Consider the following 15381-nt stretch of genomic DNA (forward strand, 5'->3'; position numbering starts at 1 on the left):
ATATACCCATAATCAACCCATCTTAGCGGTGCGCAATGTCATATTGCTTACCGCTAAAGGTCTGTACTTGACCGCCATCTTAAATGCGGCAGGCACAAAGTAAAAGGAAACGAGAGTTGTCAGCAGGGTACCGCCGGCGATAGCCACTGCGAACGGGGGCCAGAATCCACCGCCTGCGAGAATCAACGGCATGAAGCCACCGATGGTTGTGATGGTGGTAGAGGTAATATGCCGGGTACAGCTCATCACTGCCGCCACAATGGCCTCCAGGTTGCCTTTGCTGGCTTCCGGGCAGCTCTTGAGCTCCGCAAGGATCACAATGGCAGCGTTGATCGCCAATCCGACAAGGCCAAGCAAGCCGATGATCACGGTGAAGCCGAACGGGTAGCCAAAGACGGCAACCGAAAGTAAGCCCAGACCGGCCGAGAGCATACCGACAAAGAAAATGACCAAACTCAACCTAAATGAGTTGAACGAGAGGACAACAACCATTACTAAAAGGGTGATCACCATAGTCAAATTGGCCATTAAATTCCCAACCGACTCATTGCGCTCTGCGGATTCGCCGCCAAACTCGATGCTGTAGCCACTTGGCATGCTCGAGCGGTACTCTTCCATCGCTGCTTGAAAAGGCGCCAGTGCTGTTTGCGGCAGCACTCCAGCGCGGATATAGCCTTCGATGACATTGACTCGCTGGCCGTTGCGGCGGGGTATCGCCCCTCGACTCGGAGTGAGCGAGAGATCGGCGAGGGCAAAAACGGGTAGCCCGACGACGTTGCTGCCCGCTTTGATTGGTAGTGGTAGGCTGCTCAACTGGCTCATATCCTCACGACCGTCATCGCTGATCCTTACGCGCACGGGGACCGATTCGGTTGCCTCGATAATGCTCCCGCTCAAGCGGCCGGTGAACGTGGCCTGGAGCAGTTCGGCAAAACCCTTAAGGCTTAACCCGCTCAGCTGGCTGGCCTCCTCGTTCACATTCAGCCATACCTTCGGGGTGCCGGGCTGCAATGTTTCTCGGGTATGCGTAACGTTGGGCGTGTTCGCCATGATCAGGCGAATGTCTTCCCCAATTGCTTTGAGCCTATCGAGATTGGGGCCATATAGCCGGACTTCCAGCGGCGCGTTGAACGGGGGACCTTGCTCGAGTTTTCTCACCAAGATCTGGGCATTGGGCATAACCCGGTCAAACTTGGCTTGAAGGGTGGGGATCAAGGTGTTAGCCAACTCAAAGTTTCGTACTTTGACCATGGCTTGGGCAAAGTATGGTGCGCCTTGTTGGCGGCTGACCAAATTGTAGTAGAAAGAGGGGAAGTTGCCGCCGACAAGCCAGCTAACCTGCTCGATACCGTCATAGCCTGCCATGATGCGGTCGACCTGCTTGGTCGCTTCCGCTGTGGCAAAAATACTGGCTTGCGGAGGCAAGAACAGTTGGATCTCAAACATATCCCTGTCGGATGGCGGGAAGAATTGCTCGGTCAGTTTTGTCGCTGCCCAAAAGCCGGAGAGGGGAAGGAGGCAGACCAAACAGGCGGTGAGCAACGGGTGTTTGATAGCAACGCGAACGGATCCTTCAAAGCGCTGGCTGAGCGCCGGGAGCACGATTCCGCTATGGTACCAGCGCGGATTCCGGTTTATTGCAGGCAGTAAGCGTGACGCAAAACCGGCGACCAGAGTATGGGATATCAGGTATGAGCCAATCAGTGAAAAACAGACCGTGATGGCGATAGCCCCGACAAACTCACCGGCAGGGCCGGGCATCAGGAAAATCGGTGCAAAGGCTAATACCGTGGTCAAGGTCGAGCCCAGTAGCGGGATCCAAAGATGGTGAATGGCCTCCAGAGCAGCGTCAAGTTTGGCTTTGCCTTGTTGGCGGTAGTGCTGGATGGTATCGACCATGACGATCGCATTATCGACCATAATACCGAGTGCGACGATAAGGCCTGTCACTGACATCTGGTTGATCGGCAGCCCAGTGAATTTCATCATCGCGAGGGTTACCAGGCTGGTAAGCGGCAATGAGAGCGCAACAATAACCGCAGAGCGGAGCCCTAGTGTCAGCAGCAGAACCACTAAGATGATGGAAAAGCCAAGCAGCAAGCTGTTGTTGAGCTCAGAAAGGCGGGCTTCGGTATAGCTTTGTTGCTCGAAGATGACATCGACGGCGATGTTCGCCGGGATCTGCTGGCGGTATTGCTCCAGCAGCCTGTTCATTCGGTCCGTCCATTGGTCAACTCGCAACTTGGGCTGCATCCGGGCGGCAACAATAATCGCCGTCTTGCCATTGACCACACCGATTTCCGATGGCGGGCTGGCAGGCTTGCGTTCAACCTGGGCAATGTCTTCCACGCGAATAAAAAAGCCATTGTCATCCATCGCGATAGGAACACGGCGGACCCTGTCGAGGGTATCCAGCGAGTCCGAGATCTCTAGCGCAAAGCGGGTATGACCATTGACCAACTCACCGGCGGAGTTTTTGGCATCGGCCTGATCGATAGCCTGTGACAAGGATATGGCGGAACGGCCAAGGGCACTGGTCGCCGCGGGATCTAAGGTCACCTGGATTTCTTCATCAGGTAAACCATATACATCCACAAACTCAACCCCGTTCATGATCCGCATTTGGTTGCCAAGCTCAATGGCATAACGGCGCAAGGTCAGCAGATCGGGCTGGCTCTCGTCTTGCCAGGTCAACGCGGTGATCATGGTGAACGCATAGCCGTGGTCGTTATCCAATTCCGGTACAGATGCGCTGGCCGGAAGCAAAGGTACAACATCAGATAGCTTATCCCTGGCTCTGGACCAAACGGGATCGGAGTCGGTGATGTCGTCGTTAAGCTCAATTCGGATAACTGAGATACCGGGTCTTGAAACAGAGGACAGTTCTTTGATTTCCTCTAGCTGACGCAACTCGGTTTCAATTTTTTCGGTGATGAGTGCCTCAACCCGCTCGGCGGTTGCGCCGGGTAAGTGGGTCACGATACTGGCATGGCGGTTATGGATCACCGGATCTTCTGCCCTGGGCAATGTTGTCAGGGCTGAGAAACCAGCGACCACCAAGAGTGCAATGGCTAATATCAACAGGCGGGTATTGCTGATTATGGCTTCCATCTTCATAGCGCGGCCTCATCGCGAGTATTTAGAGGAAGCGGCAACTTTTTTACCGGTTGCACGGCCTGGCCAGGGACAAGCCGGTGGAGGCCATTCGCAATCAGTCGCTCACCCGTTGTCAGGGCGCCAGTGACATAGGCATAGCTGTCGTTGGCATGCAGCACTTGGATGGAACGGCGTTCGACCACATGTCGTTTGTCTTCACCAAGCATGACAAAGACATTCCAAGTACCACGTAGGCCGTCTGTCATAGCCGAAAGCGGGATCCAATACCCTGGCTTTTCGTGAACGTCACTAAACTGCAGGTAGGCCAATTGGCCATCGATGACTTCGGCCGACTCAGGCAAAGCAAAGCGGAGCTTGACGGTGCGTGAACCACTATCGATACGCGCACCGGGATTCAACAGTGTGACGGGGTAACTCTCTGGGCCGATCTGTAATTTCCAGCTGTCATGGTTGTTGTGATGGTTGTTTAACTTGGCCAGTTGCTTGGCAGGTATACCGATATGGGCTTCTTTGCTGGTAGATGCTAGCAGGGTAAGGGTAGGGGCGCCGGTATTGATAACATCGCCCGTCGATACATGACGGGCACTGACGATACCATCGTAAGGGGCATAGACGGTCGATTTTTCCTGCCTCAGCTGGTTGGCTGTAAGCGCAGCACTGAGTTGTCTGAAGCTAGCTTGTAGTGCCTTGCGCTGACTGCTGAGCGTATCAATGTCAGCATCGGCACTGAAGCCTTTTTGTTTGAGTGACTGCTGGCGTTTTAAGTTTGCTTCAACCAAATCCAGTTGCGCCGTTATCTGTGACTGTTGGGCGCGCAGTTCATCAGCCTGGGTGATCAAAAGTTGGGTATCGAGAACAAGCAGTGGCTCACTCGCTTGAACACTATCTCCGACATCGACCAAAATTCGTGCGACTTTACCGCCGAGCTCTACGCCTAAATTAGCTTGTTGTCCAGCTTGGACCAAGCCGACGTATTCCCGTTCAACGCTGTAATGATCTGACGGAGTTAACGTTAGCGTATCTACACTCAGCAGCGGGTGTTCCTGCCGCTCTGATGGTGACGAGGTTGAGGTATTGCATCCACCCAGCAATGCGGAACCGATCACGATACCGGCGATTGTTATCCTTTTCATCTTGCCCTGCCTTACGTTGAGATATCCAATAGACTTGGATATAAAACTAGACTGTCCAGTCCATATGTTTAAAAATAACCCATCAGTACTAGACTGTCCAGTTTGATTGTATTAAAACTTATGTATGCTTGTTAATTAGAGGTGAGTGTGTGTTAACAGCGAGAAGTGCCCAGAAGAGGGAGCAAATTTTGAAGGCTGCCACAGAGTTATTCTGTGAGCAGGGTTATGGCATCAGCATGGATACCATTGCGGAAAGGGCGCAGGTTTCAAAGCAAACCGTGTATGCGCATTTCAGGACGAAGGATGAGCTTTTTGACACCTGTATCAGAGCCAAATGTACAGCAAATCAGCTAGATATTAGCTTGCTGGATGACCCTAGAGAGCCAGATAAAGTATTGGAGGAGTTTGCTTGGCGGTTCCAGAATATGCTGCTGAGTGATGAGGCGTTGAATACCTATAAAACAGCAGTGCGGCAAAGTGATACCCATCCAGATCTTGCCAGGGTTTATGTGAATGCCGGGCCCAGAAATACGACAGAAATGGTGGCAGCCTATCTCGGCCAGCTTAGCGCAAGAGGGGTGCTACAGCCTGATTTGAATTGCAATGATGCCGCTTTGCAGTTTTTGCTGATGTGTCACGGCAAGGCTGTATACTGGGCCTATCTAGGGCAGGACAGCCTGGAAACAGAGCAGGAAAGAAGAGCCTATTTAAAGTCATGTGTCTCAATGTTTTTACTAGGCTATAAAAGTTCCAAAGGTTAAATTTGCCAAAATAAATTACTGCTATCTTTATAGATAAGTTTCTTGATGGGTATCAGAGGCATCTATGAAGACACGGTACATCAAAAGTGGAATCGCAGTCCTATGTATTTTGATGTCACTGCTTTCTGGGGTGGCTCATGCCGCGAAAAGCCGGTTGACGGAGATTATTGACCGGGGCGTTCTGCGGGTGGGAACGACGGGGGATTGGAGCCCGATGACGGTACGCGATCCTGCCACAAACTTTTACCGCGGGTTTGATATCGATATCACCACCGAGCTGGCCAAGGATTTGGGGGTAACGGTGGAATACGTTCCTACGACCTGGAAAAAACTGGTCAACGGTGTTGTGACTGATAAATACGATATGACCGGCAGTGCTTCGCTGAATATGCACCGTGCCAGGTTGGCCGGCTACAGTAATACCTACTATCAACTGGCATTTGTACCTGTGGTAGCCAAAGCGAACGAGAAACGTTTTCGTAAGTGGAGTGACTTCAATTCGTCGTCGGTCATCCTTACCACCACGGCAGGTACGGTTCAGCAAAGCTTAGTCGAAGAACTACTGCCCAACGCGCGCAAGCATGCCAGCGAAAACGCAAAACTAACCCACCAATACCTGCTCGATAACAAAACCACCGCGATAGTGACCTCGAACATCGAAGCTGCGACACTGGTCAAACGTTATCCTCAGCTGAGCGTGGCCAAAGTCGATGGGATGCGTTTGCCAACGCCGATAGCCATGCTGCTGCCCAAGGATGATCAAGTTTGGATCAACTACGTCAATCACTGGATCGAGCTGAAGCAGACCCAGGGGTTTTTTGATCGTGTTGCCGAAAAATGGGGCCTGGTCAAATTAGATATGCGATAGTGGATCGACTGCCAGCAGCCAGTAGGATCGGCGGGCTGCTGGAAATCGCAGGGCGGTGCCTATGCTTCGGTCAGGGTTGTCGGCTCGACGTATCTGGAACGGTGCCATTTTGACACTAGGTATACCATGCCTGCCTGAGCGATAAGCGCGAATACCAGGACTGTCGGGCTTGGCATCAGGCCTGCGGCGACAAAGCTCAGCAAAGCAATCGTGCCATTGAGCAGTGCATAGGGTAGCTGGGTTCTGAAGTGCTCAAACTGATCACAGCCTGATCCTGTCGAAGACAAAATAGTGGTTTCTGAGATCGGCGAGCAGTGATCGCCAAATAGCCCACCGGACAGCACCGCTCCGATACAGGCATACAATGGGGCATCGATGGCAATTGCTGTCGGGATAACAAGTGGCATCATGATGGCGAAAGTCCCCCAAGATGATCCAGTCGCGAAAGAAATGATCGCAGATAGCAAGAAAGCAACGGCAGGTACCAGCCAGTACGGGAAGCCTGCTTGGGCTTGCTCTGCAATATAAGCGGCAGTACCAAGCTCTTTACCCACGCTGCTCAGTGTCCAGGCAAGGATGAGTACGATAGCCACTTGCATCATATTTCCCATGCCTTTGAGATATACACCAATACCGTCATTGAGTTTACGCACGCCATGGAACGCCATCAGCGAGATAAGTGTAATAGCGGCGAAGAAATAGGCACTTGAAAGCGCAGCGCGGAATACTGAACCGGACACCTTCTCAAACGGAAAACCGAGTGGTGCCAGCATTAAAATGAGTACTGACGCCATAACAAGAAGAGGGGCAAATACGAAGGAGGCCTTTGCATTTTTATGCGTGAAGGTGTTAAGCGTTTCGCTACTGGTTCCGGTAATTATACCTTGCTTGGCTTTTTGCTCTGCAATAGCCATAGGACCAAAATCAAGCTTCTTGAATGCGACTAGGGGTACGATGAAAATAGCTAAAAATGCATAGAACTGGAAAGGAATAGCCTTGACGAATGCTTCCCAATCAGTAACTGCGACATCCAAAGCTGTGAACTCTTTTTGCAGCAAGCCCATGATATAAACACCCCAGCCAATGAAGGGGATCAATATCGCGACAGGGGATGAGGTGGAGTCAATAATAAATGCGAGCTTTTGCCGAGAAAGCTTGAGCTTGTCAAATAACGGACGGAAAACAGGCCCAACAATCAGCGGCGTGCCCAAATCGGAAAAGAAAATAAAAATACCACCAAACCAAGAGGATAGTTGGGCTCGGCATTTGCTGCTTACCCAATGTGTCACCTTGGCAGCAAAGGCCTGGCCGCCACCGGACTGCTCCATCAAAGCAACAAAACCACCGATAAAGACCAGCAAAACGATGACGCCGGCGTTATAGCTGTCGGTCAGCTGAGGTACCAAGTAGTCTTTGACCAAAGTGCCGAAGGTCGCTAATGGAGCAATACCATTGAGCATTACAACCCCACTGAAAACACCGCCAAACAAACCGATGACAACGTTTCGTGTTGTGAGGGATAGGGCAAGGGTAATGATGATGGGAATGAGGGAGGTAATTTCAGGTTGAGCCATATAGCGTTCCTTAGCTGTACGTCCAATATCAAAAAGGCGCAGTGAATATCAATGTTATTGGTCTGAATATATATACAAAGTTATTGCATGTATACCTATCGGGGGGAGGTTTTGCTATTTTTTTTGCTGTCAGTAGATTGTTTTGCTCAAAATACGAACAAATCTAGCTTTGTTGTGTGCCGGCTTCTGTGAGCGGTTTAGGTTTACATAATGGACTGATTGCAATATAAGTGACATATAGTGTCGTTAGCATGACGGGAGTCTCGGTGGATGCAAATGCCGAGAGATAAGCTAAATAAACAAGGAGAAACATGGATTTATCAAGCTACAAAGGAATTATTTTCGATATGGATGGCACGTTGGTTGACTCAATGCCTGCACATCTCGAGGCATGGGAGAAGACCTGTGCGATTCATGAGATACCCTTTGATCGCAATTGGTTCTACGAGTTAGGCGGAATGCCTAGCATCCGCATTGCCCAGGAGATCAACCGCAGCTTCCGCCAGAACTTTGATACAGAACGCCTCGCCAATACCAAATACAAATTCTACGATGAAATTGCCTACAAGGCTGAAGTGATTGAGTCGGTATACCAAGTTCTGCTCGACCATAAAGGCAGCAAAAAAATGGCAGTAGGAACGGGAAGCCGCCTGTTCAATGCCGAGCCGCTTCTTGGCCAAACCGGGATTTTGCCTATGCTCGATGCATTGGTTACCGCTGATGATGTCGTCAACCACAAGCCTAACCCCGATACCTTCCTTGAAGCCGCCAAACGTATCGGTGTTACACCACATGAATGCGTGGTGTTCGAAGACACAGAATTAGGTCAGAAAGCTGCCCTGGCGGCAGGTATGGATTGTTATCTTGTCGTCGATGGTGAAATTACCACGTTGACCAAAGCAACACGCTAGCCATTACCGGACAGTTGATGCCCAAGTACCTTGCAGTGACTTGGGTATAAGAGGTATTCTTCCTGCATTGTTTGAATACCCTGTCATCACCATGAACCAATCATCGCCTCCCTCTTCAACTACACGTTCTTCTAGTAAAAAACACAGCAAAAATACGCATCAAGAAGAGCAGTTCGGCATGTCGGAAACCCGCTTTTGGATTCAGCGCTTGAGTAAAACCGCTATCCGGGCAATGCATATCCTCGGTATTGCCGGGAGTGCTGGTGGCTTCTTGTACGGGGTCGAGCAGGCGCTGTGGCTCCACTGGTGGGTCATGGCAATGGTAACGGGCGTTATCATGACGGGGTTAGAAATCCGCCAGTCACGATTATGGCTGATCCAGCTAAAAGGCGTACTGACGTTTGTAAAACTAGCTTTGCTCAGTAGCTTTTTCTGGCTACCACAGCATAAACCTGAGCTGTTCATCGTCATTCTCGTGATGTCGGTGGTTATCGCTCACGGCCCCGCAGGCTTGCGCCACTACTCTATTTGGCACCGCCGTAGGATTGATGAGCCTAAAGGCAAAAAAAGACAAATTAATGGATGAAAGTGACATGCTAATGGTAAAAAAAGTCTTTTATTCAATAATTGAGACACAGTAAGTACGAACCCGCACTACACTGATAAATGGGCATTTACCAACTAGTGTTTAGGAGACCGGTTGTGAAAAACTTACTGCTTGTGACTTTTTTACCCCTGGTAATAGCAGGATGTTCCAAGTCTGTTGATGAGCGTGCTGACGAATTTGTCGAGGCCAGTTTTACCCTGTGTGGCTCCAAGGTGCAGTCTTACGCTCAGGGTGATGATGGTAAGATCCGTATCGTCTGCGAAAACAACAGTTATTTCTCGGTCAAAGATCAGGACACCTTGGCCTACATGCATGAGCTAAACGGTGCATACTGCCGTGGCCAAGGCTTTTCCGCTTTCCATGAGCGCAGCCGTTACTTCACCTTTATCTGCAATGGGCAGAAATCGTTCAATATCCCCAAATAGTGCCCGCCGGGATTGAGGCCAGGCACGCATGGGTCAGTGCAGCAGTTGATAGAGCCGCTGGGGTCTGCCGCCGGTTTTGTAATTGAGTACTAACTTGATCATCCCCTCCGTTTCCAGAAACTCCAGATAGCGGCGGGCGGTGATCCGGCTGACATTCATTTTCTTGCCGATATCATCGGCTGAGAAGTCCTGGAGTTGCTCATCGAGCAATATCTGCTTGAGGTTTGCCAAGGTTGTCGCGTCGATCCCTTTGGGGGTGCTGCGAATCTGTGTTGCGGGCGATTTCCGAAACAGCTGATCAATATCATTCTGATCAACGGTAGCTGCCGTGGTCAGGGTACGGCGGTATTTGAGATAATCTTCCAGTGCCTGATTGACCCGAGACATGCGGATTGGCTTGACCAGGTAATCCATGACCCCAAGCTGTACCGCCTGCTCGACGGTTGCGGCTTCTCGCTCTGCAGTGGTCATAATGAAGCTGCAGCTGACATTCTGGGCACGCAGCTCGCGGATAAGCGCCAGCCCGCTGCCATCAGGCAGGGTGATGTCTACAAACACCAAATCGGGTTTGAAAGCATCGAATTGCAACAGGGCATCAGTATAGCTTTCACTGACGGCCACCACTGAAAATTGCGGGTGTTGGTTGATGGTTGACTCCAGGGTGTAGCTGGCGCGGATGTCATCTTCCAGCACCATTACCGTTGTCTTTGTCATAAGCGTGTAGTGATCTGTTTGTCTAAATACAGGCTAAACAAGGTGGTATCTTGTTCTGTGCGTTCCCAGTCGATACTGCCGTGGAAGTAATCGACAAGCTGATTGACCAGGTAAAGGCCAACCCCGTTTTGCTGGTCGTCGTGCTTGCTGCTGACGCCGAACTCAAGAATTGAGTCGCTGATCTCAACCGGCACCCCGGCACCGCTGTCTTGTACCTCGATAATGATATGCTGATTGCGATCGCTAAGATAGAGCTGGACTTCCGCAGGCGTTTGACCGCGGTTTTGCCACGCGGCCAGCAGCGCATTGTCAATCAGGTTGCCGATAATCGTCACCAGCTTTTCCGAAATAGCCTTTTCGTAGCTTGACAGGCTGGTATCGTCATCTAGCGTAAAGGTGACACCGAGATCGGATGCCTTATTGAATTTGGCCATCAGCAGACCGGCAATGGCACTGTCGTTAACCGAGGTAACGATACTGCGGATAATGGACTGGTAACTGTCTGTTTCTTGCTGAATAAAATCGACGGCTTTCTCAAAGTTGCCCAGTTGCAGCATTCCTGACAGGACATTGAGTTTGTTGGAATACTCGTGGGTTTTACTGCGCAGCAGTTCGGCATAGTTTTTGAGATAGGTGACCTCACGCTCCAGCTCATTTTGATCTAGGTTGGCATAGAAGACAATAACATGGCCTCGTATGCCCTTATTGTGTTTGATCGGATAGATATCAGCACGATAAGTATGCTTACCAATATTGAATTTACCTTGGTGGAAGCTGTCATTATCCGAAAATACCAGATGGCTCAGGGTGGTTGAAAAGCAGGAAAGCGGTTGGCCGATATAGTCATGTGGCCCGAGCTTCCCCATCGAGATCATTTTGCTGGCACTGTGGTTCATGGTGGTAATACAGTGATTGTTGTCAATGGCGAGAATGCCATCGCGGATACTGTTAAGGATCATCTCGCGCTCGCGAAACTTGTGGACCACAATCTCGGGCTCGTAATCAAGGAAGGTACGCTTCATTTTGAATACAAACGCACTGGTAATGGAAACGCCCAACAAGTAAACAATCGCGACCAGCCCGGCAATCTTGCCAAACTGCTCCATCAATATGCCGATGCTGCGGTCATACATATAACCGATATTGACGACCCCGATCACCCGACCGTCATCAAGGATAGGGGAAAAGTTGCGGATGGCCTTACCCAGCGTGCCGGATGCCACACTGGTATGGTCTACGCCTTGGTTCAGGGTCGGGTAGATATCGTCCCCGTTAAAATGCAGCCCAATCTTCTCTTGGTCAGGGTGGGTCAGGCGCATAGCCTGCTGATCGGTCACGACAATGAAAGAAGCGTCGGTCTTGCTGCGAATATCTTCGATGTAGCCCTGTAGCTCGAACGGCTGGCGGCTGTTTTTGGCTTTGACCGCTTGAATGACCACTGGGTCATGGGCCAAGACGCGGGCCAGCTCCATTCCCCGCTCTTCAATACCGCCAATGTGCGCGTTTTGCAGCAGGTAGAAGATAAAGGTGGTGACAACAACGACGATCGAAGATGTTGTCGCCAGGGTGGTAAGGGCAAGGTAGCTCTTGAGTTTCATTGAACGGGTCGGTTGATTAGGCACTGAATTTGGCAAGGATTATAACTGGATTTAAGGTGGGAATACTGTGCCAGATATCTTTTATCTGGCCAGTAGGCAATCAAATGCCGGGCAGCATGGCTGGCCCGGCATGAAACGCGAAACCGTTAATGGCTATTTCAGCAACTCGATTATCATGGTCGCCAATATCAACATGAAAGCACCGCCGATACGGGAGGAGATCTGTGCAAACGGCATCAGCTCCATACGCTTGCTGGCGGCCAGCACCGCTACGTCACCAGTACCGCCCATATTAGCCATGCAAAGCCCTGCGGTAATAGATGCCTCAATCGGGTTGAAGCCCATCAGACGGCCGATAATCGCCGTACCTACAATCGCGCCGAGTACCGTGGCAAAAACCATCAGGAAGTAAACCAGGCTCAGGGACTCGATGATTTGGTTAAGGTCGGTATACGCCACACCGATGCCGACTAGCAGAGCAGGGGTTAGGTTATCAACCACAAACTTGTACCAGCCGTGGGCCGCACGTTCCAACTCGCGCGGCATGAAGCCGGCCACCTTGACCAGCGCTACGAAGATGATCATCAGCGCGTAGGTGTGCATGCTGATCACGCTGCTTAGCATTGAACCAACAAAGTACATGGTAATAGCCAGTAGGGCACCGACACCAAGTACGTTGATAGAAATTGGCTGCTCGTCGTTTTCTTCCTGCTTCTCTTCGGCTTTGCCGCGCATCAGCTGGCCGTTGCCGGTCAGCGACGGGAAGAATTTACCGACTTTATCCAACAGGCCGGCCATCACAATCGCAATCGCATTACCGATAGCCAGCGCAGGAACCATCTTTGACAGCAGAATCTCTGCACTCATGCCGGTGTTGCCCGACATGATCTCCACCAGAGGCACCGCGCCAGCACCCATACCGCCGCCCATAATTGGCAGGGCTATCAGCATTACCGATTCCATAAAGCCGTGGCCCAGTGCTGCGCCGACAATACCGGCAAACAGGAATGCACAGGCGACACCGCCGAGGATAACGGGAATGTACTTCAGGGCGGCTTTCTTTAGCACATTGGTGTCCATGCCCAGAATTGAGCCGGTGACAAGGCTGGCGATGAAGAATGACAGGAAGCCACCGCCTTTGACAAAGGTGGTAATGGTATCAGCTGTCTCATGAGGGATCAGGCCACTGTGGAAAATGTATGAAGAGCCAAAAATGATAACAATGGCACCGCCACCGAAGAACTGGTTGACGATAGGGGTTTTGTCGCCTGCGACATTGAGGATATAGCCAACGACGGCCATGACGCCAATCGCGCCGATGATCCCGGTTGGCATATTGTTTTGCACGGTCGCCAGTAAGATCACTGCAGCAGAAAGTGCAAAAATCACATTCATCATACGCTTGTCGCTATGACTCATGGTGTTATTGGAAAACATAGTTCACCTGTTTTTAAGTGTTGTTGTGGTTTGGGCGTAGTCTAACAACATGTGCAAAGAGGAAAATTGAGAACAGTGTTTATGTAACTATCTAGTACTTTTGTAACTTTTGTTCATGAACAAAAGCGAGAGCAAGCCTCATGAGGCGGAAGCCAACAAGGCGAAAAAAACCAACAAAAGTAGCCATAGTCTAGATGGAGAGGTTTAAGGAAGGCTTGGCAGAAGCGTAAGAAACTAGGTGGAAGTAGCCTAATGGACTTTTCGTGCAAAAAAAGAACCCCACTAAAGAGTGGGGTTCGTCTGCAATCAAAGGCCATTCAGGGATGGCTTTTAATTCACTATCCCTGGCTTATTGAGCCAGAGAGTAGAAGATTGCTGAAATAGAGATCAGGCCGATAATAACGATGAATACGTTGCTGATTGCGCCAGAGTATTTGCGCATTGCTGGCACTTTCTTAATAGCGTACATCGGCATGATGAACAGCAGCATAGCGATGATTGGGCCGCCAAGGCTCTCAATCATACCCAAGATGCTTGGGTTGATGGTCGCTACTGCCCAAGTTGTGATCAGCATGAAGCCAGCGGTGAAAGCATTAAGGGCTTTCGGGCCGATTTCCTTGCCACGGCTACGTGTCACTTTAACCACCAAACCGTTCAGGCCTTCGCTGGCGCCAAGGTAATGGCCAAGGAAAGACTTGGTGATTGCAATGATAGCAACGATAGGTGCTGCGTACGCAATCATTGGCGTGTTGAAGTGGTTAGATAGGTACGTCAGGATCGAGACATTTTGTGCTTTCGCTTCAGCAAGGTTTGCCGGAGACAGAGAAAGCACACAACTGAACACGAAGAACATAACAGTTACAACCATCATGATGTGTGCACGCTGCAGTACCCGGCGTGACTGTGCTTCAGCATTTTCGCCGTGCTCTTTTTGCATGGCAACAGCAAAAGACGAGATCACTGGGGAGTGGTTAAAAGAGAAAACCATAACTGGCAGGATCAGCCACACAGCCATAAAGACTGACGTCATACCGCCTTCTGCAGGGATCACGTGGTTAAAGATTTCACCATTCCACTCAGGAACAAGGTACAGAGCAAGAGCCAACAGAACGGCTACGAACGGGAATACCAGCATGCTCATTGCTTTAACAATAAGCTCTTCACCCAGACGGACAATTGCCATAAGGCCAACAATCAGAGCCAGGGCCAGGATCCAGCGAGCTGGTGGAACAATGCCTAGCTGGTTGATCATAAAGCTTTCTACGGTATTGGTCAGAGCTACACTGTATACCAGTAGAATCGGGTAGATAGCAAAGAAGTAAAGTAGGGTGATTACTTTACCCATACCGGCACCAAAATGCTCTTCTACTACCTCTGTGATATCAGCGCCAGGGTTGGAGCTCGAAAGCACGAAACGAGTCATACCGCGGTGAGCGAAGTAAGTCATTGGTAGCGCAAGTACTGTCATTACCAATAGCGGGATCAGGCCGCCGACACCGGCGTTGATTGGCAGAAACAGGGTACCTGCACCAACAGCGGTACCGAATAGGCCAAGTACCCATAGGGTATCGGCTTTTTTCCAGCCAAGCTTTGCTTTCGTGGTTGATTGAGAATGAACGGTATTGTTTTTCACAGTGTCCATTATGGACATCTCCTTTATAGGTATAGTTTATATAGCCTTCAAAGGGTTCTCTTCTGTGTATCTTCCCTGCTTTACTGATGGAACGTCAGCAAAGGAGTAAGAGCAGTTTGCAAATAACTATTTGCAGGTTCATACGAACAATATAAGAGCGAGTTGCGAGGGGAATCACTTCAAACTGAGAGTGATTATGGTGACGTCCTGGGTCGAAAAGCGCGAATTCCATGCATGCACAATGCTACTTGGTAATGACTGCTCTGAATCTCTAACTTATTAAAACCTTTAAAATTAACAATTGGAACCCTAGATAGGACGCGGCAAGTATAGGGGATTATCCGTATCACAACTATGGTTTTTCGCTTTTACGAGTCTGTTTGCACAAGAAACAGGCACTTGTTTATAACCGTAAAATATCCAGTTATGATTTTTTGTGTTCAATGGTGGGGTTGTTTTAATATTTGTTAATAAAAGTTAATACTCTTTCTTTTGAGAACCGCCATACGGGGTTTAGTTAGAGAGAACAGCGAAAGTGAAAAGTAATTTTCGTTAAGCCAATGAATCCAAGTATTCTTTATAACTATTAAGGGTTAGTTTGGT

The 15381-nt window shown here is 50.1% G+C and carries 12 protein-coding genes; 5 read left to right on the forward strand and 7 right to left on the reverse strand.

Annotated elements, in window-relative coordinates; all coding sequences use genetic code 11:
- Positions 1-12: 12 nt before the first annotated feature.
- Both PTW35_RS08020 and PTW35_RS08025 read right to left on the reverse strand, forming a co-directional pair.
- Complete coding sequence (locus tag PTW35_RS08020; RefSeq protein ID WP_281027463.1) at positions 13-3111, reverse strand: efflux RND transporter permease subunit; 3099 nt, start codon at positions 3109-3111, stop codon at positions 13-15.
- Positions 3112-3113: 2 nt separating this feature from the next.
- Positions 3114-4250, reverse strand: a complete 1137-nt coding sequence (locus tag PTW35_RS08025; RefSeq protein WP_281027232.1) for an efflux RND transporter periplasmic adaptor subunit — start codon at positions 4248-4250, stop codon at positions 3114-3116.
- A gap of 188 nt (positions 4251-4438) precedes the next feature.
- Between PTW35_RS08025 and PTW35_RS08030 the strand changes: the two genes are divergently transcribed.
- Together PTW35_RS08030 and PTW35_RS08035 are read left to right on the forward strand one after the other, a co-directional pair.
- On the forward strand, positions 4439-5011 hold the full coding sequence (locus tag PTW35_RS08030; protein WP_281027233.1) for a TetR/AcrR family transcriptional regulator: 573 nt from the start codon (positions 4439-4441) through the stop codon (positions 5009-5011).
- Between the two features lie 112 nt (positions 5012-5123).
- Positions 5124-5879: a transporter substrate-binding domain-containing protein gene (locus tag PTW35_RS08035; protein WP_162845556.1), complete on the forward strand. Its 756-nt coding sequence runs from the start codon at positions 5124-5126 to the stop codon at positions 5877-5879.
- A gap of 59 nt (positions 5880-5938) precedes the next feature.
- Here PTW35_RS08035 and PTW35_RS08040 read toward each other — a convergent pair whose 3' ends face one another.
- Entirely contained in the window at positions 5939-7453 is a 1515-nt protein-coding gene (locus tag PTW35_RS08040) for a Na+/H+ antiporter NhaC family protein (RefSeq protein WP_281027234.1), read from the reverse strand.
- Positions 7454-7764: 311 nt separating this feature from the next.
- Here PTW35_RS08040 and PTW35_RS08045 point away from each other — a divergent pair, with 311 nt between their 5' ends.
- From PTW35_RS08045 to PTW35_RS08055, 3 genes are all read left to right on the forward strand, one after another.
- Positions 7765-8364 carry a beta-phosphoglucomutase family hydrolase gene (locus PTW35_RS08045; RefSeq protein WP_281027235.1) on the forward strand — a complete coding sequence of 200 codons (600 nt, stop codon included), beginning with the start codon at positions 7765-7767 and terminating at the stop codon, positions 8362-8364.
- A 178-nt stretch (positions 8365-8542) separates the two neighbouring features.
- Entirely contained in the window at positions 8543-8950 is a 408-nt protein-coding gene (locus PTW35_RS08050; RefSeq protein ID WP_281027236.1) for a hypothetical protein, read from the forward strand.
- Between the two features lie 116 nt (positions 8951-9066).
- Positions 9067-9396 carry a hypothetical protein gene (locus PTW35_RS08055; RefSeq protein ID WP_044623207.1) on the forward strand — a complete coding sequence of 110 codons (330 nt, stop codon included), beginning with the start codon at positions 9067-9069 and terminating at the stop codon, positions 9394-9396.
- A 33-nt stretch (positions 9397-9429) separates the two neighbouring features.
- Here the strand turns inward: PTW35_RS08055 and PTW35_RS08060 are convergent, their stop codons facing one another.
- From PTW35_RS08060 to PTW35_RS08075, 4 genes are all read right to left on the reverse strand, one after another.
- Positions 9430-10110: a response regulator gene (locus tag PTW35_RS08060; RefSeq protein ID WP_281027237.1), complete on the reverse strand. Its 681-nt coding sequence runs from the start codon at positions 10108-10110 to the stop codon at positions 9430-9432.
- On the reverse strand, positions 10107-11708 hold the full coding sequence (locus PTW35_RS08065; protein WP_281027238.1) for a sensor histidine kinase: 1602 nt from the start codon (positions 11706-11708) through the stop codon (positions 10107-10109). The genes PTW35_RS08060 and PTW35_RS08065 overlap by 4 nt, the downstream gene beginning before the upstream one ends.
- Positions 11709-11861: 153 nt before the next feature.
- Positions 11862-13145, reverse strand: coding sequence for a 2-hydroxycarboxylate transporter family protein (locus PTW35_RS08070; RefSeq protein ID WP_039462095.1), 1284 nt, complete (start codon positions 13143-13145; stop codon positions 11862-11864).
- A gap of 349 nt (positions 13146-13494) precedes the next feature.
- The gene (locus tag PTW35_RS08075; protein ID WP_281027239.1) at positions 13495-14787 is read right to left on the reverse strand and encodes a serine/threonine transporter; all 1293 of its coding nucleotides are present in this window, start codon (positions 14785-14787) and stop codon (positions 13495-13497) included.
- Positions 14788-15381: the final 594 nt, after the last annotated feature.

Origin of the sequence: Photobacterium sp. DA100 (genome assembly GCF_029223585.1) — a bacterium.
In the GTDB taxonomy this organism is placed as follows: Bacteria; Pseudomonadota; Gammaproteobacteria; order Enterobacterales; family Vibrionaceae; genus Photobacterium.

Bases quoted from the DNA above. Each gene is read 5' to 3' on its own strand.
- PTW35_RS08020 (WP_281027463.1), bottom strand. From the start codon at position 3,111: ATGGAAGCCATAATCAGCAATACCCGCCTGTTGATATTAGCCATTGCA.
- PTW35_RS08025 (WP_281027232.1), bottom strand. From the start codon at position 4,250: ATGAAAAGGATAACAATCGCCGGTATCGTGATCGGTTCCGCATTGCTG.
- PTW35_RS08035 (WP_162845556.1), top strand. From the start codon at position 5,124: ATGTCACTGCTTTCTGGGGTGGCTCATGCCGCGAAAAGCCGGTTGACG.
- PTW35_RS08040 (WP_281027234.1), bottom strand. From the start codon at position 7,453: ATGGCTCAACCTGAAATTACCTCCCTCATTCCCATCATCATTACCCTT.
- PTW35_RS08045 (WP_281027235.1), top strand. From the start codon at position 7,765: ATGGATTTATCAAGCTACAAAGGAATTATTTTCGATATGGATGGCACG.
- PTW35_RS08050 (WP_281027236.1), top strand. From the start codon at position 8,543: ATGTCGGAAACCCGCTTTTGGATTCAGCGCTTGAGTAAAACCGCTATC.
- PTW35_RS08060 (WP_281027237.1), bottom strand. From the start codon at position 10,110: ATGACAAAGACAACGGTAATGGTGCTGGAAGATGACATCCGCGCCAGC.
- PTW35_RS08065 (WP_281027238.1), bottom strand. From the start codon at position 11,708: ATGAAACTCAAGAGCTACCTTGCCCTTACCACCCTGGCGACAACATCT.
- PTW35_RS08070 (WP_039462095.1), bottom strand. From the start codon at position 13,145: ATGTTTTCCAATAACACCATGAGTCATAGCGACAAGCGTATGATGAAT.
- PTW35_RS08075 (WP_281027239.1), bottom strand. From the start codon at position 14,787: ATGGACACTGTGAAAAACAATACCGTTCATTCTCAATCAACCACGAAA.